Below are 22,567 nucleotides of genomic sequence, written 5' to 3'. Positions count from 1 at the left end.
CATGAAGCCACTCGAAGGCCTGCGCATCCTGTCGATCGAACAGTTCGCAGCCGGCCCCTACGGATCGATGTTCCTGGCCGACATGGGCGCGCAGGTCATCAAGATCGAGAACAAGGACATCGGCGGCGACCCCTCGCGCAGCATGGGTCCGTACTTTCTTGGCCGCGGAGACAGCCTGGTGTTCCAGGGCTGGAACACCAACAAGCAGAGCCTGATGCTGGACCTGAAGCAGGCCGGCGACCGCGCCGAGTTCGAGAAGCTGGTGGCCGGGGCCGACGCGGTGGTAAACAACCTGCGCGGCGACCAACCGGCCAAGCTCGGCCTAGACTACGCGACGCTGGGGGCCATCAACCCAAAGTTGTGCTGCCTGCACATCTCGGCCTACGGCCGCGACAACTCGCGCGGTTCCTGGCCCGGCTACGACTTCCTGATGCAGGCCGAGTCCGGCCTTATGGACCTGACCGGCGACCCGGCTGGCGACCCCACGCGTTTCGGCGCCTCCGTCATCGACTACATGACGGGCATCACCGGCATGCTGGGCCTGATGGGCGCCATACGCCGCGCGCAGATCACCGGCGCCGGCTGCGATGTCGACGTGAGCCTGTTCGACGTGGCACTGCACCAACTCGGCTACGCCGGCACCTGGTACATCAACGAAGGCCACGCCGCGAGCCGGCTGGCGCGTGGCGCGCACCTGTCGGTCACGCCCGTGCAAACCTTCCGCACCGCCGACGGCTGGATCTACATCATGTGCATGACCGACCGCTTCTGGTCGGCGCTGCTGGGCGTGCTGGACAAGCTGGCCATCACGCACGATCCGCGCTTTGCCGACCAGGCTGCGCGCGCCAAGCACCGAGACGAACTCACGCATGCGCTGGACGGCGCCTTCGGCGAAAAGCCGACCGCGCACTGGCTCAAGGCGCTGAACGGCCTGCTGCCCGTCTCGCCGGTGCTCACCGTGCGCCAGGCTTTCGAAAACCCGTTCCTCAAAGAGATCGACATGGTGCGCCCCGTGCCACATCCACAAGACCCGGAAATGAAGCTGCTGGCCAATCCGCTGCGCTTCGACGGCCAGCGCCTGGCGCAGCAGCCTTGCCGCAGCTTCGAAGCCACCGTTGGGAGCCCGGCATGACACGCCCGCTGGACGGCATCACCGTCGTAACGCTGGAGCACGCCATCGCAGCCCCGTTCTGCACGCGTCAACTGGCTGACCTGGGCGCGCGCGTCATCAAGGTCGAGCGGCCGGGTGTGGGCGACTTCGCGCGCGCCTACGACGAACGCGTTCAGGGCATGGCCTCGCACTTCGTCTGGACCAACCGCTCCAAGGAAAGCCTCACGCTGGACGTCAAGCACCCGGATGCACAGCAGGTGCTGGCCGAGCTGCTGGAGACCGCCGACGTGCTGGTGCAGAACCTCGCGCCCGGTGCCGCCGCACGGCTGGGGCTGTCGTTCGAGGCACTGCACGCCAGGCACCCGCAGCTGATCTGCTGCGACATCTCGGGCTACGGCGAGGACGGCCCATACCGCGACAAGAAGGCCTACGACCTGTTGATCCAGGCCGAGTCGGGCTTTCTGTCCGTGACCGGCGCGCCCGACGCGCCGGCCAAGGCGGGCTGTTCGATCGCCGACATCGCGGCGGGCATGTATGCGTACACCGGCATCCTGTCGGCGCTGCTGCAACGCGGCAAGACGGGCAAGGGCAGCCACGTCGAAGTCTCGATGCTGGAGAGCATGGTCGAGTGGATGGGCTTTCCGATGTACTACGCGTTCGACGGCGCGGCGCCGCCGCCGCGCGCCGGCGCTGCGCACGCGACTATCTTTCCGTACGGCCCATTCGCCGCAGGCGACGGTGGCACGGTGATGCTCGGCCTGCAGAACGAGCGCGAGTGGGCCGCGTTCTGCCGCACCGTGATGCAGCAGCCCGACCTGGCAACGGACGAGCGTTTCGCCTCGAACCCGCGCCGCGTGACCAACCGCGACGCGCTGCGGGAATTGATCCACACGGTGTTCGGCAGGCTGACCGCCGCGCAAGTCGTGCAGCGGCTAGACGAGGCACAGATCGCCAACGCACGCGTGAACGACATGCACGACGTCTGGCAGCATCCGCAACTAAAGGCGCGTGGTCGCTGGAGCGAGGTCGGAACGCCCAGCGGCCCCATTGCCGCGCTGCTGCCACCGGGACGAACCAACGCCTATGCACCGCGCATGGACGCTGTGCCGGCGCTGGGCCAGCACACTGCAGCCATCCTGAAGGGTCTGGGCCGCAGCGCCGAGACCATTGAGCGCTTGCATCACGAGCATGCGATCTGAGATGGGCCTGATGACGACTGCCATTGCAGGCGCCCGCACCTTGCTGTTCGTGCCAGGCCACCGGCCCGAGCGTTTTGACAAAGCCACCGCCAGCGGCGCCGATGCCGTGGTGCTCGACTTGGAGGATGCCGTGCCGGCAGCTGCCAGCAGCAGGCACGCGCGGCCATCGAGACCGCCTGGCCGGCACTGCTCCAGCAGGCTGTCCCCGTCGTGCTGCGCATCAACGCTCCAGGTCAGCCGAACGGCGAAGACGACCTGCGCTGGCTGGCGACGTTGAGCGGTCCGCCTGGCGCCGTGATGGTGCCCAAGGCTGAATCGGCCACTGCACTGGCGGCCGTGCGCGCCGCGCAAGCCAGCGTGCCACTGTTGCCGCTGATCGAGAGCGCGGCCGGCCATGCCGCGCTGGCCGAGGTCGCAGGCGCGGCAGGCGTGCTGCGGTTGGTGATCGGCCATATCGACTTCATGGCCGACACCGGCATCACGGCGTCCGACGACGAGCAGGAACTCGCTCCACTGCGCTTCGCGGTGGCGATGGCCACCAGGCTGCAGCGGCTTGCGCCGGCGATCGACGGGGTGACGGTGCGCATCGACGACGACGAGCGCCTGCGAGCGGACACACGCCGTGCGTTACGTTATGGCTTCGGCGGCAAGCTATGCATCCATCCGCGCCAGGTGACGGGCGTGCACGCAGCGCTCGCGCCCAGCGCCGATGAACTGCGATGGGCTCGGCGCATCGTTGAGGCCGATGCCGAGGCAGGCGGGGCCGCTGTACAGCTGGACGGACGTATGGTCGATCCACCCGTCGTCCTTCAGGCGCGAAGATTGTTGGCTCGGATTTGAGGTTCTGTTTCACGCCTCAGATCTGCTTGTTGTTCTGCAAGCATTCGACTGGCCGTTCAGCTGACGATGGCAACCAAACAAAAACGGTAGAGGCAGCTTTGGTGCGTACCAGTCGTAGGCGCCTGCGCACTGAAGACCGCAGCGGGCGCGACGCGACCGTGACGCATTGCACTTTGGCCACGCGCCCATAATGCCCGCTCCATGACTGCCGACCATTCGCGTGACGGAGCAGACGATCCAGCCCGACGGGTTGCGGCCGCAGCCGTGGCTCAGTGGAAGGAGATTTTCAGCGTGCTGGCGCCGGTCCTAGGGCACCGCGGCGTCGCGGCGCTGTACCGCCGCGCGTTGAGTCTGTCAGTACGGACTTATCCGTTTCTTGGACAAGCTCAGGGAACATCCGATCCGCAAACATTTGAACGCCTGCATGCTGTACTGGCTCACCAGTCCGTGGCCGAAGCCATTGCCGCCTCGCACGGGATGGTCACCACTTTCCAAGCATTGCTGACGAGCTTGATCGGTCCAATGCTGACCGATCGGCTCCTGGGCAAAACGCTGCAGGCCGCTTACAACGCTCCATCCCGAGAGAACGACGCCGAATGACGAACAACTCGCTGATCAACACGCTGGCAACCGGCGTGCCAGGGCTGGACGATGTGCTCGGAGGAGGGCTGCCGGAATACTCCTTCAATCTCATCGCCGGCCCGCCGGGCTGCGGCAAGACAACCCTAGCGCACCAGATGATGTTCGCGCTGGCCGCGCCCGAGCGGCCAGCGCTGTACTTCACCGTTCTTGGCGAGCCTCCGCTGAAGATGCTGCGCTATCAACAGCAGTTCGCCTTTTTCGATGCGCAGAAGATCAACGCATCCATCCACTTCATCAACCTTTCCGACGTTGCCGTTACCGGCGACCTCGGAGCGGTGTTGGAGAAGATCACGGAGGAGGTCGAAAGTCGAAGTCCTGCATTTGTCTTCGTCGACTCATTCCGCTCTGTCGTGTTGTCCCACAAGGCGCCGGGTGACCCCTACGGTGAACTTCAACGCTTCGTGCAGCACCTGGGCATGCTGATGACGAGCTGGCAAGCCACGACGTTTTTGATCGGAGAGTACTTCAACGAGACGGATGCGAACCCGGTCTTCACGGTGGCTGATGGCTTGATTTGGCTGCGCCAGAGCGTGCAACGCAACTCTATGGTGCGTAAGCTGGAACTGCTCAAAATGCGCGGCAGACCGACGATGCCCGGGCTGCACACCTTTCGCATCGATGGCAACGGCGTGCACGTCTTCGCGCCTGTCGGTCAGCGCCAACCCTCGACAGCTGCGCAGATCGACCGGAGCGCTGGTCAGCGACTGTCCATCGGCGTACCGGACCTCGACGACATGCTGGGAGGCGGTATTCCGCCCGGTTACTCTATCCTGGTCTCCGGTCCATCGGGCTCCGGAAAAAGCCTGCTTGCGGCCGCTTTCCTGCAGGAGGGCGCCCGCAATGGTGAAACCGGCGTCATCGCCATGTTCGAGCAGCAGCCGGTCAAGGCACGCAACGAGGCGGTCGCGGCCCTCATTGCAGCGGATCGCGTCGGCGTGGTGGACAGCCGCGTGCCAGACTTGTCGGTGGACGAGATCGTGCCCTTGATCGTGGCGGAGATCGCGCGCCTGCAGGCGACGCGCGTGGTGATCGATTCGTTGTCCGGATTCGAGCTTTCGCTGGCCCCAACCTTCCGCGCCGATTTTCGTGAGGCGCTGTCGCGCTTCGTCACTGCGCTGGCGGACACCGGTGTGACGGTCCTGATGACCTGCGAACTCGAAGACCGCTACACCGACTTGCGTTTCAGCCCGTACGGCACGGCGTTCCTCACTGACGTGATCATCGTGCAGCGGTACATTGAGATGGATAGCCGGCTTCGACGAATGATGTCGGTGGTCAAGATCCGCGCAAGCGCGCATTCCGACCAAATTCGGCTGTTCACGATCGACGATGCCGGAATCAAGATCGGCGACACGCTGGAGGGCCTGGAGGGCTTGATGGGCGGCCGTCCTACACACAAGCGTCTTTAATCGGCATTGTCACAGGCGATCGAAGGCCCAAGCATCGTTCCGATGTGCATGATCTGCCAACACCGCCCGCGCATGCACTTCGGCGTCACAGTCGATGGTCAAGCTCAATCCTAATAAGCTCAAAGTCGAGCTCGACGACTTGGTCAGGCAGATCGGTGCAGCGCGTGCGTTGCTCACCCGCATTAACAGTGAAATCGCCGTGGCGCGACGAGCAAAGCCGACAAATGAACGGGAGGATTGGGTCGACATCAACGAGCGTCTTGTAGTCGCCGCCATGGATAACCAGTTCGCCACCGATTCGGCGCTGCAGGCACTTGAGCTTCTCACGCTTTCCGCTGGCCTCGACCACCTCACGGGCTTGCCGAATCGCGCAATGATGCAGGACCGTATCACGCAGGCGATTGCCAGCGCGAAGCGGCAACAAAAGTCCCTCGCGGTGCTGTTCCTTGATGTCAACCACTTCAAGGAGATCAACGACTCCATGGGGCATGCCGCAGGAGATGAGGTGCTCAAGAAACTTTCGAGGCGCCTCGTGAAGGCAGTTCGAGACGTGGACACGGTCAGCCGGCACGGCGGCGATGAGTTCCTGATCCTCTTGCCGGAGGTCAACTGCTCGGAGGATGCGGCAACCGTGGCAGGGAAGGTGGCTCGCGCCATCGGTGCCTCGATGACCATCAGCAGACAAAAACTGCGCGTGATGGTGAGCGTCGGGTTCTGCCTCTACCCCGCTGATGGTCTTGACGCCAACGCCTTGATCAGATGCGCAGACGCGGCCATGTACAGGGCAAAGCAGCGCCCACGGCAAGGCGAGGGTACACGCCCCAATTGACGCGGGCGTGGACTGCGGGTGTTACAAGCCTGTGAGCCGCCCGTGGCGTGCGTTGCAAAGCAGAACCAAACGCATCCAAGGTCTGAGACATATTGGGAGGACTGCCTTGCCAATGCTGAATCAGAGCTAAGTGCATTAGAAGTTGTCAGCGTCCTCGCGACGGCGTCGATAGTGATCTGAGCAACGATCTCTGTGCTGTCCACCCGACAGCTTTGCCCTCAACAGCTGTCGTTCGCCTTTGCCTCGCGAGGTGCAGCAACGGGCGTAAAGCGGTTGCACGACTCTGACGGTGCCCCATTCAGTGGCATTGCCCGCGAGCTGCTATCACGAGGCAGTGAATGATATGAAAGCCTTGCAGACCATCACGGCCCGTTAAAAGCGATCACGCCATCGCCGTCACAGGGGACGAGCCGGGCCAGTTCTGACGCAGCATGCTTGCACCAACGCCCTCAACCAGACATGTGCGGCATTGGAATCGCGCCGCGCGTGCCAGGCCTGCCGGAACGGGAAATGCGGCAGTTCGAACGGGACAGCAAAACGCTTCAATGCGCGGTGTCCAGGCATGTTTTCCGAGGTACGGCGCGCGACGGTCAGCACCAGATCGGTCTCCGCCAGGACTTCGGTCGCGGCTTGCCAATGGGGCAGCACCAGGGCGATGCGCCGGCGCATGCCCTTCGACGCCAGTGCGGCGTCGATCTCGTTCTCGGCGTCCGGCTTTGTGGCGACAAGCACGTGCGGGCGCTGCAGCCACTCGCCCAGCGTTAGCTGGCCGCGCGGCGGCAACGAGCGCTTGTCGGCAATGCTGACGAACGACTCCTCAAACAGCGTTTCGAACACGGTGTCGTCGGCCTCTTGCGGAAACACGCCAAGCGCCAGATCGATTTCGCCGTCGGCCAGCTGGGCCAGCATGGCTTCCCGGCTGGACTGGCTGATGGCCAGGTCGACGCCGGGGGCCGTCCGCCGCAGCCGTCCTGCCAGCGCCGGCAGGATCAGGTGCGCGGCGTAGTCGGACATGGCGATGCGGAACCGATGCGTCGATTGCGCTGCATCGAACGCCCCCTTGCGCAGCAGCGCGTTCAGTTGGCCCAGTGCGCTCTCCAGCGGTTGCTGCAGCTCCAGCGCGCGCGGGGTCAGCGCCATGGCGCCGCCGCGCCGCATCAGCAAGGGATCGCCGAACACCTCTCGCAGCAGTGCCAGCGCGTGGCTGACCGCGGGCTGGCTCCTGTGCAGGCGCAGGGCCGCGCGCGTGACGTGCCTTTCCGCCAGCAAGGCATGCAGCGTCAGGAGCAGGTTGAGGTCGAGGCGGCGCAGATCATCCATGCAATGGATAGTAGACGTGCGAAATGAGAATTTCCATTCCTGGCATGCATGTTGGAGCATCCGCTTGTCTTGCACTCTCCGCATAGGAACTTCCCGCATGTCCTGGCCCACCGCTTTCTCCAGCCTCTTTCCGATGGCCGTCGCACTGGCCGCCGGCGCCGCCGTTCCCTTCCAAGCGGGTAGCAATGCCGCGCTGGGCCGTGCACTGGGCAATCCCTTGTGGGCGACGCTGTGCTCGCTGCTCGTGAGCGTGCTGGTCGTCATCGCGCTGATGCTCGCCACGCGGGCTTCGGTGCCGAACCTCGGCACCGCCGTGCAGGGCCCAGGCTGGCTCTGGTTGGGGGGCGTGGCAGGCGTGGCATACGTCACGGCCGCGCTCGTGCTGACGCCCAGACTCGGCGCGGCCAGCTTCATCGTCTGCGTCATTGCGGGCCAGATGCTGGCCTCACTGGCCATCGACCACCACGGCCTGATGGGGCTGCCGTTCCGACCCGCGAACGCGTGGCGCGGTGCCGGCGTGGCCTTGATCCTGGCCGGGATGGTCGTTGTGCAAATCGCCAGCGCGGCGGCGCCGGCCAGGCCGGCGTGACGGCGCGGTGTCCTCTGACGGGGATACCGTTGCTCAAACAGGTCCTGAATGTCCCCCTTTACAATCCCGTCACAGACTCCCATCGCCACAGCCTCGTGCCCTTTGCGGCACCGTCTCAGCCACCTCGGGAGCGCCACCATTCCTGGCCGAGGTGTGTTTTTGCCCGAGCGCTATTACCGCGAACTGCTGCGCTATTTCACCCGTTCCTTCGGTGACCGCGACACGGCAGCCGATGTGGTCCAGGAGGCCTATGCGCGCATCTTCGCGCTGCAGCGCAAGGGCGACGCGGTGCTCGATCCACGCGCGCTGCTGTACCACGTTGGCCGCAACGTCGCGGCCACGCAGGCGACCCGCCGCATGGCCGAGCAGCGCATGCTGGACACCCTGGGACTGGTGGCCTCAGACGCCGCGCCGTCGGTAGAGCGCACGGCCATCGCGCGCCAGCAGCTGGACGCGCTCGTGCGCCGCCTGGCCGTCATGCCCGCGAAGCGGCGCGACGCCTTCATCCTCGTGCGCATCCACGGCTGCAGCTATGCGGAGGCTGGCGCGCAGATGGGGATCAGCGTCGCGGCCATCGAACGGCATGTGATGCGTGGCATCCTCGACTGCGCAGGGCTGTCCCCCTCCAGCCGCTGAACGAACATGTCCGTCTACCCTTCTTCTCCCCCGTCGCGTCTCGTGGAGCAGGCGCTGCTGCTGGTCGGCCGCGTGCACAAGGGCGACGCCGCCAGCGCCGATGCCGCGCGCGCACGCCTGCAGCAAGGGCGTGCGGTCGACCAGCACCATGCCGCCGCGATCGACATGGCCCAGCGGCTGTGGGATGCCACCGACGGCAGTGCGTTGCGTGAGGCCGTCCCACGCCCCGGCCGTGCCAACTCGCAGGCGCGCCGGCGCGCCATGCTGTTGCTGGGCCTAGGCGGTGCAGCCTTCCTCACCGCGGGCGGCGCACGCTGGTGGTGGCAGCAGCCCACATTGGCACTGGCGCTGGAAACAGGCCATGGCCAGCTGCGCAACCAGGTCCTGTCCGATGGCACGGAACTCGGCATGGCGGCGCGCACGGCCCTGTCGGTGACCTACTACCGGGACCGCCGCGAGGTGCGGCTCGTCCAAGGAGAGGTGCGCTTCAAGGTCGCGCCCGACGCAGCCTTGCCGTTCACGGTCCACACCGACTTGGCCCAGGTGCGCGTGTTGGGCACGGTCTTCACCGTGAGCGTGCGTGCGTCGGGCTTGCAGGTCGCCGTCGCAGAAGGACGGGTGGGTGTCTGGCACGGCGCGCAGGCCACCGATGGGCCACCGGCCCTGGTCCTGCAGGCCGGTGACGGCGTGCGCGCGGACCGCCAGGGGCTGGGCCGGCGCGTTGCGGTGCAACCGGATGACGTCGGTGCCTGGCGTCGTGGCTGGCTGGTGTTCGACGACACCCCGTTGTCCGAGGTCGTGGAACGCTGGAACGACTACCTGCCCCAGCGCCTGCAGCTGGGTCCGCAGGAAAGGCTGCACGCCCTGCGCCTGAGTGGCAGCTTCCCGTTGCGGCAACCGCAGTCATTCCTGCGCGGGCTGCCCGACATGCTGCCGGTCCGGCTGAGTCGCGGCGACGACGGCACGACCGTCATCGAGGCCCGGTGACGGCTCTCCAGGCGGCCGCCCAGTCTCAGATGCATTGAGTTACAAATGAGTTGTCAGGATTGGGGCGCCTGGTTGGTCTTCCGCAAGAAACCAACCCCAGGACACCGTCCATGACCCGACCCTTGTTCCGATGCGCTCCTCGGCTGGGCGCTTCCGTGCTGACCGCCGCGATGGCCTTCGGCGCACATGCCCAGGCGCCACTGCCCCAGGCCGGTACGCGCCTGCAGGCCGCCGTGCCCGCACAGCCTTTGGCCCAGGCGCTCAGCGCCATTTCGCGCCAGGCCGGCATCGCGATCGGTGCGGACGCTGCCTTGCTGTCTGGCAAGACGGCGCCCGCCCTGCGCGCCGGCCTCACGCTGCAACAAGCGCTCGAGCAGGCACTCGCCGGTACCGGGCTCGTCGCCGTGGGCAGCGGGCCATCGGCCATCGCGGTGCAGGCGCGGCCGCCCGCCAGCCCGAGCGCGGCATTGCCCGCCGTCACCGTGACGGCCCAGGCGGACACGGAAACTGCCACGGGTCCGGTCGCCGGCTATGTCGCCAGACGCAGCACCGCCGGCAGCAAGACCGACTCCTTGCTCGTGGAGACACCGCAGTCCGTGTCCGTCGTCACCCGGGACGAACTGCGCAGCCGGCAGGCCGAGACGCTGGCCCAGGCCCTGGGCTACACGCCCGGCGTCACGAGCGAGCCGACCAGCTTCAACCGCACCGCCGACCGCTTCCGCATCCGCGGCATGGATGTCGAGGCCGCCACGGGCGGTTCGCTGCGCGATGGCCTGCGGCTGCAGGGCAACTCCTACGACGGCGTGCAAGAACCCTATGGTCTGGAGCGCGTGGAGGTGGTGCGCGGCGCGGCCTCCGTGCTCTACGGCCAGCTCTCGCCAGGCGGCCTCGTCAACGCGGTCAGCAAGCGCCCGACCTCCACGCCCTTGCGCGAGATCGGCTTGCAGGTCGGCAGCCACAACCGCAAACAACTCACGGCGGATTTCAGCGGCCCGCTCAGCGACACGGTGGACTACCGCCTGACCTTCCTGGGCCGCGACAGCGATACCGCGCAGAGCTACCTGCTCGACGACAAGATCTACATCGCGCCGTCCCTGACCTGGCGCCCCAGTGCGGCCACGTCCTTGACCTTGCTGTCCTTCTACCAGAAGACCAGCACACGTTTCGCCGCGCCGCTGCCCTACCAGCTCGTGGAGGGATTCGGTACGGGCCCCTTCCGCATTGGCCGCGGAGCCTTCATCGGCGAGCCCGGCTACGACGAGATGCGCGGCGAGATGTACGCGCTGGGCTACGAGCTGGAGCATGCCTTCAGCGACAACCTCAAGCTGAGCCACCGCGCGCGCTACTTCAAGTCCAATGTGAACTGGAACTACCTGCAGGCGCAGACCTCTGCGGCGGCGATTCGGGCGGCCGCCACCACGGGCGTGCTGCAGCGCCAGTACAGCGACCGCCGCGAACGCCCCGAAGGCCTGTCGACCGACACGCGGCTGGAATGGACGGTTCACCACGGCGCGGTCGAGCACCGCTTGCTACTGGGCCTGGACGCGTACAAAACCGAGTGGGACTCGACCAACTTCCGCGCCAACGCACCGTCGCTCAACTTGGCCACCTACGCCTACGGCCAGCCCGTGACCGTGGTACGCAACCCCACCGTGGACCGCGGCTCGCGCATCGACACCCAGCAGGCCGGCCTGTACCTGCAGGACCAGATCAACCTGGGCGAGCACTGGACCGTGTTGCTCGGCCTGCGCCACGACTGGGCAGACCAGGAACAGACGCTGCACCGCAACCAGGCGAAGCTGAAGCAGGACAACGAGGCCACGACCTGGCGCGCCGGCCTGATCCACAAGTTCGCCAATGGCTGGGCACCGTACCTGAGCTACAGCGAATCCTTCTACCCGGTGTCGGCCGCCGAAGCCAACGGTCAGCAGTTCAAACCCACCCGCGGCAAGCAGGTCGAGGCCGGCGTGCGCTACCAGCCGCAGGACCGCAACATGCTGCTCAGCGCGGCCGTGTTCGAACTCACCCAGACCAACGTGCTGAAGTACGACGCGGGCCGCGACGCGTACCTGCAGGCCGGCGAGGTGCGCTCGCGCGGGTTGGAGTTCGAAGCCAAGGCTGAGGTGGCGCGCAGTCTGAACCTGATTGCCTCCTACGCCTACATCGATGCCCGCATCACGCGCAGCACGGTCGCTGCCGAAATCGGCCAGCGCAGCGAGGACACGCCCTACCACCAGGCCGCGCTATGGCTGGACTACGGCTTCGCGCAGTGGGGCCTGCCGGACCTGACGATCGGCCTGGGCGCGCGCTACAAGGGAACGACCCGGGCGTCCGGCATCGCCACGGCGCTACCAGCCTACACCGTGCTAGACGCGCTGGTCCGCTACCGCATCGACCCGCATTGGGATTTCAGTCTGAATGTCGCCAACCTGGTTAACAAGAAGATCACACACTGCGAGTTCGCGATCTGCCGCTACGGTGATGAACGGCAAGCCCTCGGCACCCTGAGCTACCGGTGGTGAACCCGCGCGGCGTCTGGCTGCGCCTGCACCGCTATGTTGGCCTGTCGCTGGCCGGCTTCCTGGTACTGACGGGACTGACCGGCGTCGTGCTGGCCTGGAACGCGGAACTGGACGAGGCGCTCAACCCCCGCCTGCTCCGCGCAGTGCCGACCGACCCCGATGCGGCGATGTGGGCGCCGCTGGCACTGCGCGATGCGGTGCAGCAGCGCTTCCCGCAGGCGCTGGTGGCGCGGGTGCCGCTGGTCCTGGAGCCGGGCAGGGCCGCCGCGTTCCTGCTGCGGCGCAAGCCAGGAGGTCCGCCGCTGGCCGACGACCAGGTCTTCATCGACCCGTACACCGGCCAGATCCTGGGCATGCGGCGGTGGGGCGACATCACACAGGGCGTCCACAACCTCATGCCCTTCGTCTACCGCCTGCACTATTCGCTCGCATTGGGGCCGGTGGGCACCGTTGTGCTGGGCATCGCTGCCCTGCTGTGGACGCTGGACTGCCTGGTGGGGCTGTACCTGACCTTGCCTGCACGGCGCCGCCATGCTGAGGCTTCCTCCTTCTGGGCACGATGGTCCACGGCATGGAAGCTCAGCCTGCGCTCGCCTTTTCGCGCGGTGTTCGATGTACACCGCGCAGGTGGTCTGTGGCTGTGGCTGGCGCTGCTTGGCATGGCCATCAGCAGCGTGGCGCTCAACCTGCCGCAGGTCTACGACCCCGTGGTCCAAGGATTGGCTGCACGCCAGCCCGGCGTCGAGGAGTTGCCCACACGCACCACACCGCTGTGGGAACCCCGCCTGGATTGGATTCAGGCGCACACCCGGGCCAGCGAACTCATGCGCGAGGAAGGGGCACGACTGGGCTTTGCTCTGCGCCAGGAGAGCTCGCTGTCGTACGACCCGCGGCGCGGGCTTTACCGCTACGACGTGCGCAGCAGCCTCGACATCAAGGACAAGGGCGGCAGCACGCGCATCTTCATAGACGCTGACACGGGCAACCTGGTCGGCACTTGGTTTCCCACCACCGCCGCAGCTGGCGACACCGTGACGACCTGGCTGACCCTGCTGCACATGGCAGCGATCGGTGGAATGCCCATGAAGACGGCCATCAGCCTGTTCGGCTTGGCCGTGACGGTACTGTCGTTCACTGGCGTGCTCATTTGGGCACGCAAGCGTAAGGCCCGAAGGGATGCGGCTTGAACGGAAAGGGCAGCGTTGCCACCCAAACCAGCCATCGGTGTACCCATGACGAGCGGCTTCAAAAGGCGCATACCTGCCGCAACGGCATGTGAAGGTCAACCCAGGCAACGGCTTTGGCTCTTTACCCTGAAGCGCTTGCCTTGGGGAGCGCATGCGCCTCGCGAGCGGTTCATTCCTGCCGCCTTCGTCAAGAAAAATTTGCCGGACAGAGACGCTTGGGAAGCAAGTACAACGGCTGCAGCGTCAAGCTGTCCCGGGCGCCCAGGGCCGGTAGCGTGCGTCGGGCGGCTGTTGCCACCTCCCCGCCCGATCCAGCGTGATGGCCCCTCCTGGCCGTAGACCGCATCGGGGTGGAAAAGCCAATGCGGCGTCAGTGGATCCACGATGAACAGACTTACGGGCGGCACCGGAACGCTCTCGAACGACTGCTGCAGGTATGCGGCATCGCCGGCGACGTAGTCATCGCCCTCAACGGTCAAAGTTAGAAACAGCTTGTCCGGCCAGTGGGGGTCCATGTGCGGCAAGGCGTGCACACAGGTGATCCAGGCATTGGCACCGGCGAGCAAATCGTCGGTGTCCGTGTCGATGATGTGCGGAGCGACAGCATGCAGGCGCTTGGGCGCGTTGATACCTCGAACGGAGCAACTGGCGATCAACATATCCCAATTCTCAACTGCCGCCGGCATCTCTGGACGCCTGAGGGCCTAACCATTTGGCATCGCAGGCATCAAGATGACTTCGCATGCCGCATGCTTTTACACGGAGATCTCCAGCTTCAAGAGCGGGCTCCGGGTGCCGTCGCGATGAAGTCGCGCAGGTCGGCCAACATCAGTTCCGGCTCTTCCAGCGCGGCGAAATGCCCGCCCCGCGGCATGTCAGTCCAATGCACGATGTTGTAGGTCTTCTCCGCGAACGAGCGCGGCGGCGGCAAGAACACCGGATCGGGGAAGGCTGCAAAGCCGGTCGGCACCTGGATGCGGGTGCCGGCCGGCAGCAGCCGCGACGTCTCAAGCCGGCTGCCGTAGTAGATCCAGGTTGCAGTCACAAACGATGGCGGCGCGATGTAGAGCATGATGTTGGTGAGGAGTTCCTCCTCGGAGAACTTGCTCCAGATGTCGGGGTCTCCATCGGCGGTGGTCGGAAGATCGGCCCATTTGCCGAACTTTTCGAGTATCCAGCCCGCCGCTCCGACCGGGCTGTCGGCCATCGCGACGCCGAGCGTCTGCGGACGAGTCTCCTGCTCGTGAAAGTAGGCGCTTTCCCGATCGGCAATCGCGGCACGCTTGGCGACGAAAGACTTCTCGTCGACTGTCGTCGGAGCGGCGTCCTCCGCACGCACGGTCATCATGTTGATATGGATGCCGAGCAGAGCGTCTGGTCGATCATGCGCTGCCCAGGTCGCGATGCTGTGGCCCCAATCGCCCCCTTGAATGAAATACCGCACATCGCCAAACAGTTGGATCATCAGCCCATGCATGAGCGCAGCAGCCCGCCGCGGGCCAATGGGGCGCGTGATCGGGTTGGAGAACGCGAAGCCAGGAAGCGAGGGGACGACAACATCGTGCCCGTCCGCTGCGAGCGGCTCCCACAGCCGCTCGAACTCGAGATACGAGCCCGGCCAGCCGTGCAGAAGCAAGACGGGCGGCTTGGAGCCGTCGCCTTTCACGTGGACGAAGTGGAGGTGCTCGCCTTCTACGTCGGCCGTGAAGTTGGGGAGTGCGTTGAGACGCCGTTCAACCGAACGCCAGTCGTAGCTGTCCCGCCAATACGCGGCGAGCCGCTTGAGGTCATCAACCCCGACCCCCGCTGACCAGCCCCTCGCATCCGGCAGCTGGCTCCAGTCATAAGCCTCGACCTTGGCTCTGATCCGTGCTAGCCGTTCGTCAGGGATGTTGATCGTGTAGGGTGAAATCATGATGTTCTCAGGGGGGCGATCCAGGATAACGCAGGACAACTCTTTCAACGGCTCAAGGTGCGTGACAGGAGGGTTTGGAATCTGCAGTGGGTATGTTCCCGGGGCCGGCTCTCGGCCATCAACAGCCACTGGGGACAACGGTCGATAGGACCGCTTCAGAGCGCTAAGTCGACGTTGGCAGTCATCTGCATCGACCTGGCTTCCGCCTCCAGAATCCGGCATTGGGAATGGACCAATGCAGTGACGGCCATGCCGCCTCGACAGCTACAGGCGACCTTCCAGGTGCTCCGGCGCCGCGATGGTGCGCATCCACTTGACCGACTCCACTTTCCAGCCCGGCTCGCGCTTCATCAGTTCCATCACGCCGGGCAGGTGCGCCGCACCATAGGTCACGTAGATTCTCAGACGCTGGTCGCTCAGCAGCTGCGTTGCCAGATGGCGGTTGCGAAAGTCCAGCACAACCGGGTCCAGCTCGCCGCTGCCGCCCTGGCCGGAGCGGCGCATCACATGGGTCATGATGCCGCGGCACAGAGTGCCGGCCAGCATTTGCTGGCGTTCGTCGCCGGCCTTCTGCCAGGCGATGAGGCGCGTCACGAGGCCTGACGCGTCGTCGTCATCGTCCGCAGCCTCCGGTGCTTCGCGCTTTCGCACTGCGGCGGCGAAAGTCGGATCGGCCCCTACCAGCCGGTCGTACTCCTGTTTCATGGCCCTGGTGGTCACATCCATGGTCACGTGCCGCTCCGGATGCGCTTTGGCGTCGGCAACCACCGGGCCGAAGTAGTCGATCTGGTAGGTCAGGCCGCAAATTTTGCCGAGCTCGCGGTAGCTGTCGCCGAGGTCCTTGCCGTGGGTCAGGGCCTTTCGGAACCAGGCGTCGGCCTCGGGATCGCTGTTGGCCACTCCCTCGTAGGCCAGCACGTAGCCATCGGCCAATGCCTTCTCCAGGTCGTAGACCACGGCCTGGAAGAAACGCTCGGCGCCCACGTGCTGCATGCCCTGCAGCACCACGGTGCGTGGCCCGTTGGACAGGGTGACCGTGGGCACGATGGCCGGGCGGGTCTCGGTCGTGATGGCCAAGTAGTACACGGGTGCAGCCGCTAGGCCGCACAGCAGGAACCACAGGCCAGCGCTCCCGCGCAGCCAGGTGTGGGGCCAGGGCCGCGCCCGCGACGGTCGCCAGACGCGCCGCCACAGCCAGGCCAGAGGCAATGCGAGCAGTGCGGCCAGCAGCATCAGCAACGGCAACGCAAGCCAGGTCACGCCAAGCAGCACCGGCAGGCCGGTCAGGAAGCACAGCGCAAGCGCGGCCCACAACAGGGTGGACACACGGACCGCCCACGTGCTGGCCGGCGGCTGGGCAGCCGGGGAGATGGCGGCGGCCAACTTCAGAACTTGCGGCCCGCGCCCCAGTCGCCCTGGTCGCACTTGCCGCTAAAGCCTGGCTTGTCCTTGATCTCGACCATGCCAGTACGCCGGTCGATGTTCACGCTCAGCCGGTTGAGCCCGCTGACGTGGTAGCGCGCGGCGATGCGGTCGGGCGACATCTGAACGTCCTCCAGCTGCCACCAGCCGTCGACGCCACCGGAGTTGAGCGGCGGGATCATCTTGCCGCTCAGGTGCACGCGGCCACCGCCGTCGCGGAACTCGAACTGCACGCCGGTCTGGAACTGCTCGTTGGCGGTCTCGGTGCGCTGCATGGGTTCGTAATGCTTGCGCTTGTCGTTCCACTCGTAGCCCGAGTGGCTGGCAAACACGGCGTGCTCGCCCTGGCCGTAGCAGATCAGCGTGAGCGTGTCGGGCTGGTGCGGCCGCGGCGGCAGCTCACTGGCTACGCCGCCGGGCCGGCAGTTCTGCTCGGGGATGCGGTTGATCGCGGCATAGCGGCCGTCGTCGGTGGAGATCGCCACACAGGCGCGCTGGATGTCGCTCCACCAGAAGGTCCAGGACTGGTCGCGCACGCGCGTGGCGCGCACCTGCTGGTAGCCGCGTGCCTGCATCTGGGTCTCTCCGCCGGCCCCGCGTGCGCCAACCAAATCCGCCAGGTCGGGCGGCGTCTGCGCCTGCGCTGCGGTGGAGCACATCAGAACTGCAAGCCCGCATGCCAATGGGTGTCGATTCGATGCCATGCCCTTACTCCCTTCTCAAGAAAATGATGCCACGGGCTCGGGTGCCAGCTGGTAGGACTAGGACTACGTTGCAGTCCTGCCACGGGCGCTGGTTTCTGGCGGCTCTGGCGCGCCCCGCAGGTGCACGTCGAGCTGGTTGAACGGGATAGGGATGCCGGCCGCCTGCATGGCCGCCAGCGTGCGTGCGTACAGGTCGCTTCGCAGCGTGCCCCAGGTGCCCGCATCGGCCGTCCAGGCGCGCAGCACGAAGTTCAGCGCGCTGTCGCCATAGCCCGTCAGCTGCGCGAAGGGCGCTGGCTGCGCAGCAATGCCGGGTGTGGCGCGTGCCGTTGCTTCGAGCAGTGCCAATACCTGGGCGGGGTCGGAGCTGTAGGCCGCGCTGACCGCCACCTCGAACCGCCGGCTGCGGTCGAACATGGTCCAGTTCGTGAGGTTGCCGCTCAAGAGCAGCCCGTTGGGCACCACCACATCGGCGCCGTCGTAGGTGTGGATGGTGGTGGCGCGCAGGCCGATCTCGCGCACGGTGCCGGCGGTGGTGCCCACTTCGACCATGTCGCCGGGCTGAATGGGCCGCTCGAACATCAGCACGAGGCCCGAGACAAAGTTGTTGACCACATTCTGCAGTCCGAAGCCGATGCCCACGCCCAGCGCGCCGAAAACCAGCGCGAGCTGACCGACCTGAAAGCCCGCCGCCGAAAGCGCGACCAGCGCGCCAAGCAGCAGCACGCCGTAGTAACTCAGCGAAGCGATGCTGTTGCCGGCGCCGCGGGGAAGTCCGGCATTGCCTGGCAGCTCGTCCCGCAGCACGCGCCGCACCGCGCGCGCTGCCCAGTAGGCCAGCCAGATGGAGACGGCGAACACCAGCACGCTACCCAGGTGGACGGACACCTGGCCGACCTCGATGCCCAAGTCCAGCACCTTGGCACCAACGCTGTGCAGCGGACGCAGCACACGGAAGCGGTCCATGGTGTAGAGCAGCCATCCCAGTGCAGCGCCCAACAGCAGCAAGCGCGTGAAGATGGTCAGCAGCACGGGCTCGTGCTGGCGCACCAACCGGCGGTTGGCAAGCTCTGGCTGGCCCAGAAGCGCACGCACGATGCCCATGCAGGCGGTCACCGCGGCATACAGCAGCAGGGCCATGTAGCCACTGTCGATCACGCCGCTGGTGAGCATCTCCGCCAGCGAGACATTGCCCGCGACATTGCAGGCCGCCGCAACCACCAACAGCGTGAGGGCGGTCCAGCCTGCGGGGCGCGCGGCGCGTTGCAGCATGCCGTCCGGTGCCGGCAGTGCCGGCGCCTGCGAGACTGGCCTGCGCAGCAGCCACACGGTCAGCCCCAGGGCCATGGCGTTGAGCACGAGCAGGAACAGTCGGTAAAGAGCGGGATCGGCGACGGCGGCCACCCCGGTGCGATCCAGCGCGTACAGGGCGATGGCGCCGATTGGCCACGCGCCCAGCGCCCGCAGCGTTCCGGCGGGCAGCAGACGCAACACGGGCACCAGTGCAAGAACCAGAGCGACCTCTTGGACCAGCAGGGGCGCGTCAGGTTCGAGCACCAGCACGGCCAACATGGACAGGAGCAGCCAGGCCGACAACGGACGACGCAAAGCGCGGGCCATGCGCTCGGGCGGTGCAGCGTCGACGGCCGTGCGCTTGCTGCGCACCGCCAGCCACAGGACCAGTGGCAACATCAGTAGCTGCACGACCCGCAGCGCCTGCTGGTTCCCGGTGTCCGCAGCGTGGTAGTCCACGGCGAACTGACGCTCGACCTGCAGGCCCCGCTCCACTTCCTTCCAGGCTGCCTGCGTTCCGGCGCTCGGCCCCAGGCCCTGCCACAGCGGCGGGACGTCGGTCTGCAGCAGCCGCCGGTCGAGGTCCTCAATGGCAGCCGCGACATCGTTGCTACCGGCGTGGATGCGGGCCTTGAGTTCGCTGGCGCGCTGGGTCAGGTCGAGCTGGCGCGCCAGCGCAACGCCAAGTGCTGCTTCGGTTGTGTCGATCTGCCCCAGCATAGCGTCCACGCGGAAGGACAGAGCCGGCGGCAGGCCGTCAAGCAAGCCCGCAGCGCGCGTGGCCGACCAGGCCGCGCGGCGCTGTGCGAGTTGCAGCGCCGCGTCGCCGTACGGAGCCAGTGCATGCCTGGCCTGCGCCTCCCAGTCGGCAAAGCGCCGGTCGTCGAATTCCCAGTGGCGCGACAAGCTCTCCAGACGCATGACCGGTAGCGTGCGCAAGGCGCCGCCGGCCGTCGTGTTGAGCTTGGCGTCCACCGGCCGTGTGATCGCGTCCAGTGCGCGACCCAATCGCTCTGCCGGGTCCGGTGCCTGCAACAGTTGCCTGGCCCGGTCGACACGCTGCTGGTCTTCGTCCGCGCGGGCCAGGATGTCCGACACCGCCACGGGGCTTGGCGCGGCGGATGGCATAGGCCGGGCCATAGGTGGCGTACCTTGCGCCAACAGCTCCGTCGAGCCAACGGTGAGCCAAAGCAGCAGCGCCAGCTGAGCGAAGAAACGTCGGCCGTTTGTGACCGCAAGGTGGAGGTCGGGATACATGCAGCCGACGATTGTGCATACCCACCGCCAGGCTGCGCGCGATCATCACGGAGATCCAGACTCCAAGCCCGTCACGCCTTCATGCATTGGCCAGCCTGGAACATTCCCACACGTGCCTTTGCGAGGGGCCAGAAAGGCGCTCGGTCTATGCTCTCCAAGGCTGGACAGGACGCTCGCCCCTCGCCAGCCTTTGCGAGAGCGCATCCAGCACCGGCAGCAAGTCCGCTACCGAGTCGATCACGTAGTGCGCGCCCGCGTCCCGCAACTTGGCGCTGGCGGCGGCGCGGCGCTCGGCCTGCGCGGCAGGCGAGAGAGCCTGCCACTCGGCCAGTGTCAAGCCCATGGCGTTGCCGCTCACGCTTACGCCCACGGTCCAGCTGCCGGCGTTGAGGCCTTCCTCGATGCCCACCTCCGTGTCGTCCACCTTGACCACGGTCCACGGGCAGCAGATGCCCAGGTTGGCGAAACTGCGCCACATCATCAGCGGTGTGGGGCGTCCGGTGGCCAGGTCCCCGGCGCACACCAGGCTGTCGGGCACGAAGCCGGCGCGGGCGGCGATGGCCGTCACCACCTCCATGATGGGCCGGTTGTAGCCCGTGGTCGAGCCGACCTTGAGGCCGCGCCCGCGGATGGCGGCGATGGTCTGCAGCACGCCGGGAATGAAGTCCGCGAAGTCCGGCACCACGGCCGCGTTCAAGGGCGTGAAGACCTCGTAGAGCCGGTCCACATCGGCATCGCCCATGGGCTGCCCATGTCGGGCCTGCCACTGCGCCGCCTCGCCATGAAGAACTAAACGGTGGCAGTGCACTCCCATGCGGTCATCCGAGCTGCGCGAATTGCTTAGGCCGTACGTCCGCAGACTGGCACAGACCGTTGGTTCGCTTCGCAGGTGGCAGCGCCTACAACTGCTGCACAGCCGCCGTTCAGGCCTGCGAGGCGACGGGCTGTAGAGGGCGCTTCGCGGTCGACCAAGTTGCCTCCGTGTTGTCCTAAACAGAAATCCCGGAAAGGCCCCTGCCGGACGCCACGTCCCTTACCTGCGCGGGTCAGCGCTCGCCTGATCACGTGCTTTTTCAACCCGAATCGTCAGAATCGACCAACTGCCGCAGCGTGTTGTATGTCCGCGGTACGGGGCACCCCGCGGCCTTCCAACGCACTCAGCGTCTGCACGGCCTCGCCAAGCGCTTAGGTGCGGCCGATCAACGGCCGCAGCGCGCCCAGGTTGGCCAATACACCCACGCGCGCAAATACCCCTGCGCGCTGCGCTGGGTCGCGGCGCCGGTACTCGCCGGCTCGCACACCTAGGATGGAAAGGCCCTCGATCACTGCCCGGTTGGTGGCCAGACCTGCGATGGGGCCACTGGCGAAGCCCAGCACCAGCAGCCGGCCGCTCCAGGCCACAGCCCGCATGGATTCGTCGAAGACATCCCGGCCGTCCGGATCGACAACGACGCCGGCTTAGCGCCCGTCGGTGTGATGAGCACGGCGTCGCGAAAGTCGGGCCGCGTGCTCACCGTGTGGATGCCCAATGCGGCCAGCGCCGCGATCTGCTCTGGATCGGTGGCGGTGACATCGGCGCCCAGATGCTGGCCGAACCGCGCCAAGCGTGGCCGACACCTCCCCGGGCCCCGTGTACCAGCAGGCGGTAGGACGTTGCAGCTTGCCGACCACCTCCAGTGCAACCACGGCCGACCACTGGTCGTTGGGCGTCGAGGGTTTCCACCAGCATGCCAACACCTTGTGTTCCTGATTTAGTTGTATTTAAAATATAAACACATGAACACAAGACAATATCTCCATCGGGTGCCCTCGCTGCGGGACATGCTGGCCTCGCCCGGCCTGACCGTGGCCCCTGGCGCCTACGACGGCATCGGCGCCAGGCTGGTCGCCCAGGCCGGCTTCCGCGCGGTCTACATGACTGGCGCGGGCACGGCCATGGCGCGTGGCTTTCCGGACTTCGGCCTGCTGACGCAGACCGAGATGGCCGACAACGCCGGCGTGATGGCGCGCTCCGTCCCCGTGCCGGTCATCGCCGACGCGGACACCGGCTACGGCAACGAGCTGAACATCACGCGCACGGTGCGCGAGTACGAGGCCCGCGGCGTGGCGGCGATCCACATCGAGGACCAGGTGGCGCCCAAGCGCTGCGGCCACCTGGAAGGCAAGCAGGTGGTTTCGCGTGCCGAGTTCGTCTCCAAGATCCGCGCCGCGGTCGAGGCGCGCCGCTCCGGGGAATTCCTCATCATCGCGCGCACCGACGCCCGGGCCATGCTCGGGCTGGACGAGGCCATCGACCGCGCGAACGCCGCACTCGACGTCGGCGCCGACATCGCCTTCGTCGAAGCGCCGCAGACCCTGGATGAGGTGGAGCGCGTGCCGCGCAGGGTGCGCGGTGCCTGCCTGCTCAACATCGTCGGCGGCGGGCGCACGCCGGTGTTCGATACCGCGGTGGCGGAGTCCATGGGCTACAAGCTGGCCATCGTGCCGGGCCTGCTCATCAGCGCCGCCATCGAGGCCGGAGACGCCGCGCTCGCGGCGCTGCGGTCGACCGGCACCGTGCCGCCGGTTGCGGCCAGCGTGGGCGCCACCTTCCAGCGTTTCGGCGCCGACGACTGGGACGCCTTGCGCCGCCGCTTCGATGCGGGCGCCAGCGCGATCGACACCACGGTGCCGGCGCTCGGCACGCAAGCTGGCGGCAAGTGAGC

General features: G+C 66.6%; 19 protein-coding genes and 1 pseudogene. 12 read left to right on the top strand and 8 right to left on the bottom strand.

Translation table 11 applies throughout. The annotated features are described in order from the left end of the window. The first annotated feature begins 1 nt into the window (after position 1). From ASF44_RS00385 to ASF44_RS00365, 6 genes and pseudogenes are all read left to right on the top strand, one after another. Positions 2–1,132 (top strand): CaiB/BaiF CoA-transferase family protein, encoded by a 1,131-nt coding sequence (locus ASF44_RS00385; protein ID WP_056898120.1) that lies wholly within the window; start codon positions 2–4, stop codon positions 1,130–1,132. Beyond that, a complete protein-coding gene (locus ASF44_RS00380) occupies positions 1,129–2,310 on the top strand; it encodes a CaiB/BaiF CoA-transferase family protein (RefSeq protein WP_056897213.1) in 1,182 nt (393 codons plus the stop codon). The genes ASF44_RS00385 and ASF44_RS00380 overlap by 4 nt, the downstream gene beginning before the upstream one ends. After that, a pseudogene (locus tag ASF44_RS00375) lies at positions 2,300–3,150 on the top strand (CoA ester lyase). The gene ASF44_RS00380 and the pseudogene ASF44_RS00375 overlap by 11 nt, the downstream one beginning before the upstream one ends. Before the next feature lie 201 nt (positions 3,151–3,351). Beyond that, positions 3,352–3,750: a hypothetical protein gene (locus ASF44_RS31425; RefSeq protein WP_156374299.1), complete on the top strand. Its 399-nt coding sequence runs from the start codon at positions 3,352–3,354 to the stop codon at positions 3,748–3,750. Further along, positions 3,747–5,201, top strand: a complete 1,455-nt coding sequence (locus tag ASF44_RS00370) for an ATPase domain-containing protein (RefSeq protein WP_056897212.1) — start codon at positions 3,747–3,749, stop codon at positions 5,199–5,201. Before ASF44_RS31425 ends, ASF44_RS00370 begins: the two co-directional genes overlap by 4 nt. 94 nt (positions 5,202–5,295) lie before the next feature. Then, positions 5,296–6,030: a GGDEF domain-containing protein gene (locus ASF44_RS00365; RefSeq protein WP_056897211.1), complete on the top strand. Its 735-nt coding sequence runs from the start codon at positions 5,296–5,298 to the stop codon at positions 6,028–6,030. Between the two features lie 396 nt (positions 6,031–6,426). Here ASF44_RS00365 and ASF44_RS00360 read toward each other — a convergent pair whose 3' ends face one another. After that, complete coding sequence (locus ASF44_RS00360; protein ID WP_056897210.1) at positions 6,427–7,350, bottom strand: LysR family transcriptional regulator; 924 nt, start codon at positions 7,348–7,350, stop codon at positions 6,427–6,429. A gap of 97 nt (positions 7,351–7,447) precedes the next feature. On the opposite strand from ASF44_RS00360, the gene ASF44_RS00355 reads away from it, so the two are divergent. The 5 genes from ASF44_RS00355 to ASF44_RS00335 all read left to right on the top strand — a co-directional run bounded on the left by ASF44_RS00355 (position 7,448) and on the right by ASF44_RS00335 (position 13,271). Further along, positions 7,448–7,939, top strand: coding sequence for a DMT family transporter (locus ASF44_RS00355; protein WP_056897209.1), 492 nt, complete (start codon positions 7,448–7,450; stop codon positions 7,937–7,939). Positions 7,940–8,098: 159 nt separating this feature from the next. Then, positions 8,099–8,575, top strand: coding sequence for an RNA polymerase sigma factor (locus ASF44_RS00350; protein WP_056897208.1), 477 nt, complete (start codon positions 8,099–8,101; stop codon positions 8,573–8,575). A 6-nt stretch (positions 8,576–8,581) separates the two neighbouring features. Beyond that, on the top strand, positions 8,582–9,562 hold the full coding sequence (locus ASF44_RS00345; RefSeq protein ID WP_082524426.1) for a FecR family protein: 981 nt from the start codon (positions 8,582–8,584) through the stop codon (positions 9,560–9,562). Between the two features lie 110 nt (positions 9,563–9,672). Next, positions 9,673–12,084 carry a TonB-dependent siderophore receptor gene (locus tag ASF44_RS00340; RefSeq protein ID WP_082524425.1) on the top strand — a complete coding sequence of 804 codons (2,412 nt, stop codon included), beginning with the start codon at positions 9,673–9,675 and terminating at the stop codon, positions 12,082–12,084. After that, the gene (locus tag ASF44_RS00335; protein WP_235579084.1) at positions 12,081–13,271 is read left to right on the top strand and encodes a PepSY domain-containing protein; all 1,191 of its coding nucleotides are present in this window, start codon (positions 12,081–12,083) and stop codon (positions 13,269–13,271) included. Before ASF44_RS00340 ends, ASF44_RS00335 begins: the two co-directional genes overlap by 4 nt. Positions 13,272–13,366: 95 nt before the next feature. Here the strand turns inward: ASF44_RS00335 and ASF44_RS31420 are convergent, their stop codons facing one another. The 7 genes from ASF44_RS31420 to ASF44_RS00305 form a co-directional block, all read right to left on the bottom strand. Then, a complete protein-coding gene (locus tag ASF44_RS31420) occupies positions 13,367–13,930 on the bottom strand; it encodes a hypothetical protein (RefSeq protein ID WP_156374298.1) in 564 nt (187 codons plus the stop codon). Positions 13,931–14,046: 116 nt separating this feature from the next. Further along, positions 14,047–15,186 carry an epoxide hydrolase family protein gene (locus ASF44_RS00330; RefSeq protein WP_056898118.1) on the bottom strand — a complete coding sequence of 380 codons (1,140 nt, stop codon included), beginning with the start codon at positions 15,184–15,186 and terminating at the stop codon, positions 14,047–14,049. 264 nt (positions 15,187–15,450) lie between these two features. Then, positions 15,451–16,569, bottom strand: a complete 1,119-nt coding sequence (locus tag ASF44_RS00325; RefSeq protein ID WP_235579083.1) for a hypothetical protein — start codon at positions 16,567–16,569, stop codon at positions 15,451–15,453. 2 nt (positions 16,570–16,571) lie between these two features. Further along, complete coding sequence (locus ASF44_RS00320) at positions 16,572–17,267, bottom strand: hypothetical protein (RefSeq protein ID WP_200930533.1); 696 nt, start codon at positions 17,265–17,267, stop codon at positions 16,572–16,574. 108 nt (positions 17,268–17,375) lie between these two features. After that, positions 17,376–18,278 (bottom strand): mechanosensitive ion channel family protein, encoded by a 903-nt coding sequence (locus ASF44_RS33190; protein ID WP_369820895.1) that lies wholly within the window; start codon positions 18,276–18,278, stop codon positions 17,376–17,378. 1,729 nt (positions 18,279–20,007) lie between these two features. After that, positions 20,008–20,676 (bottom strand): phosphonoacetaldehyde hydrolase, encoded by a 669-nt coding sequence (phnX, locus tag ASF44_RS00310; RefSeq protein WP_082524424.1) that lies wholly within the window; start codon positions 20,674–20,676, stop codon positions 20,008–20,010. 371 nt (positions 20,677–21,047) lie between these two features. Then, positions 21,048–21,272 carry a hypothetical protein gene (locus ASF44_RS00305; protein WP_156374296.1) on the bottom strand — a complete coding sequence of 75 codons (225 nt, stop codon included), beginning with the start codon at positions 21,270–21,272 and terminating at the stop codon, positions 21,048–21,050. Between the two features lie 366 nt (positions 21,273–21,638). Between ASF44_RS00305 and ASF44_RS00300 the strand changes: the two genes are divergently transcribed. Then, a complete protein-coding gene (locus tag ASF44_RS00300; RefSeq protein WP_056897203.1) occupies positions 21,639–22,565 on the top strand; it encodes an oxaloacetate decarboxylase in 927 nt (308 codons plus the stop codon). Positions 22,566–22,567 lie beyond the last annotated feature (2 nt).

Source organism: Pseudorhodoferax sp. Leaf274, from assembly GCF_001422445.1.
Taxonomy (GTDB): domain Bacteria; phylum Pseudomonadota; class Gammaproteobacteria; order Burkholderiales; family Burkholderiaceae_C; genus Pseudorhodoferax.
The sequence above is the reverse complement of the archived record's forward strand: the minus strand, read 5'-3'. Positions and strand labels throughout refer to the sequence as shown.

Coding starts and splice junctions, on each gene's coding strand:
- ASF44_RS00330 (WP_056898118.1), bottom strand. CDS start 15,186: ATGATTTCACCCTACACGATCAACATCCCTGACGAACGGCTAGCACGG.
- ASF44_RS00370 (WP_056897212.1), top strand. CDS start 3,747: ATGACGAACAACTCGCTGATCAACACGCTGGCAACCGGCGTGCCAGGG.
- ASF44_RS00345 (WP_082524426.1), top strand. CDS start 8,582: ATGTCCGTCTACCCTTCTTCTCCCCCGTCGCGTCTCGTGGAGCAGGCG.
- ASF44_RS00300 (WP_056897203.1), top strand. CDS start 21,639: ATGAACACAAGACAATATCTCCATCGGGTGCCCTCGCTGCGGGACATG.
- ASF44_RS31420 (WP_156374298.1), bottom strand. CDS start 13,930: ATGTTGATCGCCAGTTGCTCCGTTCGAGGTATCAACGCGCCCAAGCGC.
- ASF44_RS00320 (WP_200930533.1), bottom strand. CDS start 17,267: ATGTGCTCCACCGCAGCGCAGGCGCAGACGCCGCCCGACCTGGCGGAT.
- ASF44_RS00340 (WP_082524425.1), top strand. CDS start 9,673: ATGACCCGACCCTTGTTCCGATGCGCTCCTCGGCTGGGCGCTTCCGTG.
- ASF44_RS00305 (WP_156374296.1), bottom strand. CDS start 21,272: ATGCGGGCTGTGGCCTGGAGCGGCCGGCTGCTGGTGCTGGGCTTCGCC.
- ASF44_RS00360 (WP_056897210.1), bottom strand. CDS start 7,350: ATGGATGATCTGCGCCGCCTCGACCTCAACCTGCTCCTGACGCTGCAT.
- phnX (WP_082524424.1), bottom strand. CDS start 20,676: ATGGGAGTGCACTGCCACCGTTTAGTTCTTCATGGCGAGGCGGCGCAG.
- ASF44_RS00385 (WP_056898120.1), top strand. CDS start 2: ATGAAGCCACTCGAAGGCCTGCGCATCCTGTCGATCGAACAGTTCGCA.
- ASF44_RS00380 (WP_056897213.1), top strand. CDS start 1,129: ATGACACGCCCGCTGGACGGCATCACCGTCGTAACGCTGGAGCACGCC.
- ASF44_RS31425 (WP_156374299.1), top strand. CDS start 3,352: ATGACTGCCGACCATTCGCGTGACGGAGCAGACGATCCAGCCCGACGG.
- ASF44_RS00355 (WP_056897209.1), top strand. CDS start 7,448: ATGTCCTGGCCCACCGCTTTCTCCAGCCTCTTTCCGATGGCCGTCGCA.
- ASF44_RS00365 (WP_056897211.1), top strand. CDS start 5,296: ATGGTCAAGCTCAATCCTAATAAGCTCAAAGTCGAGCTCGACGACTTG.
- ASF44_RS33190 (WP_369820895.1), bottom strand. CDS start 18,278: ATGGACCGCTTCCGTGTGCTGCGTCCGCTGCACAGCGTTGGTGCCAAG.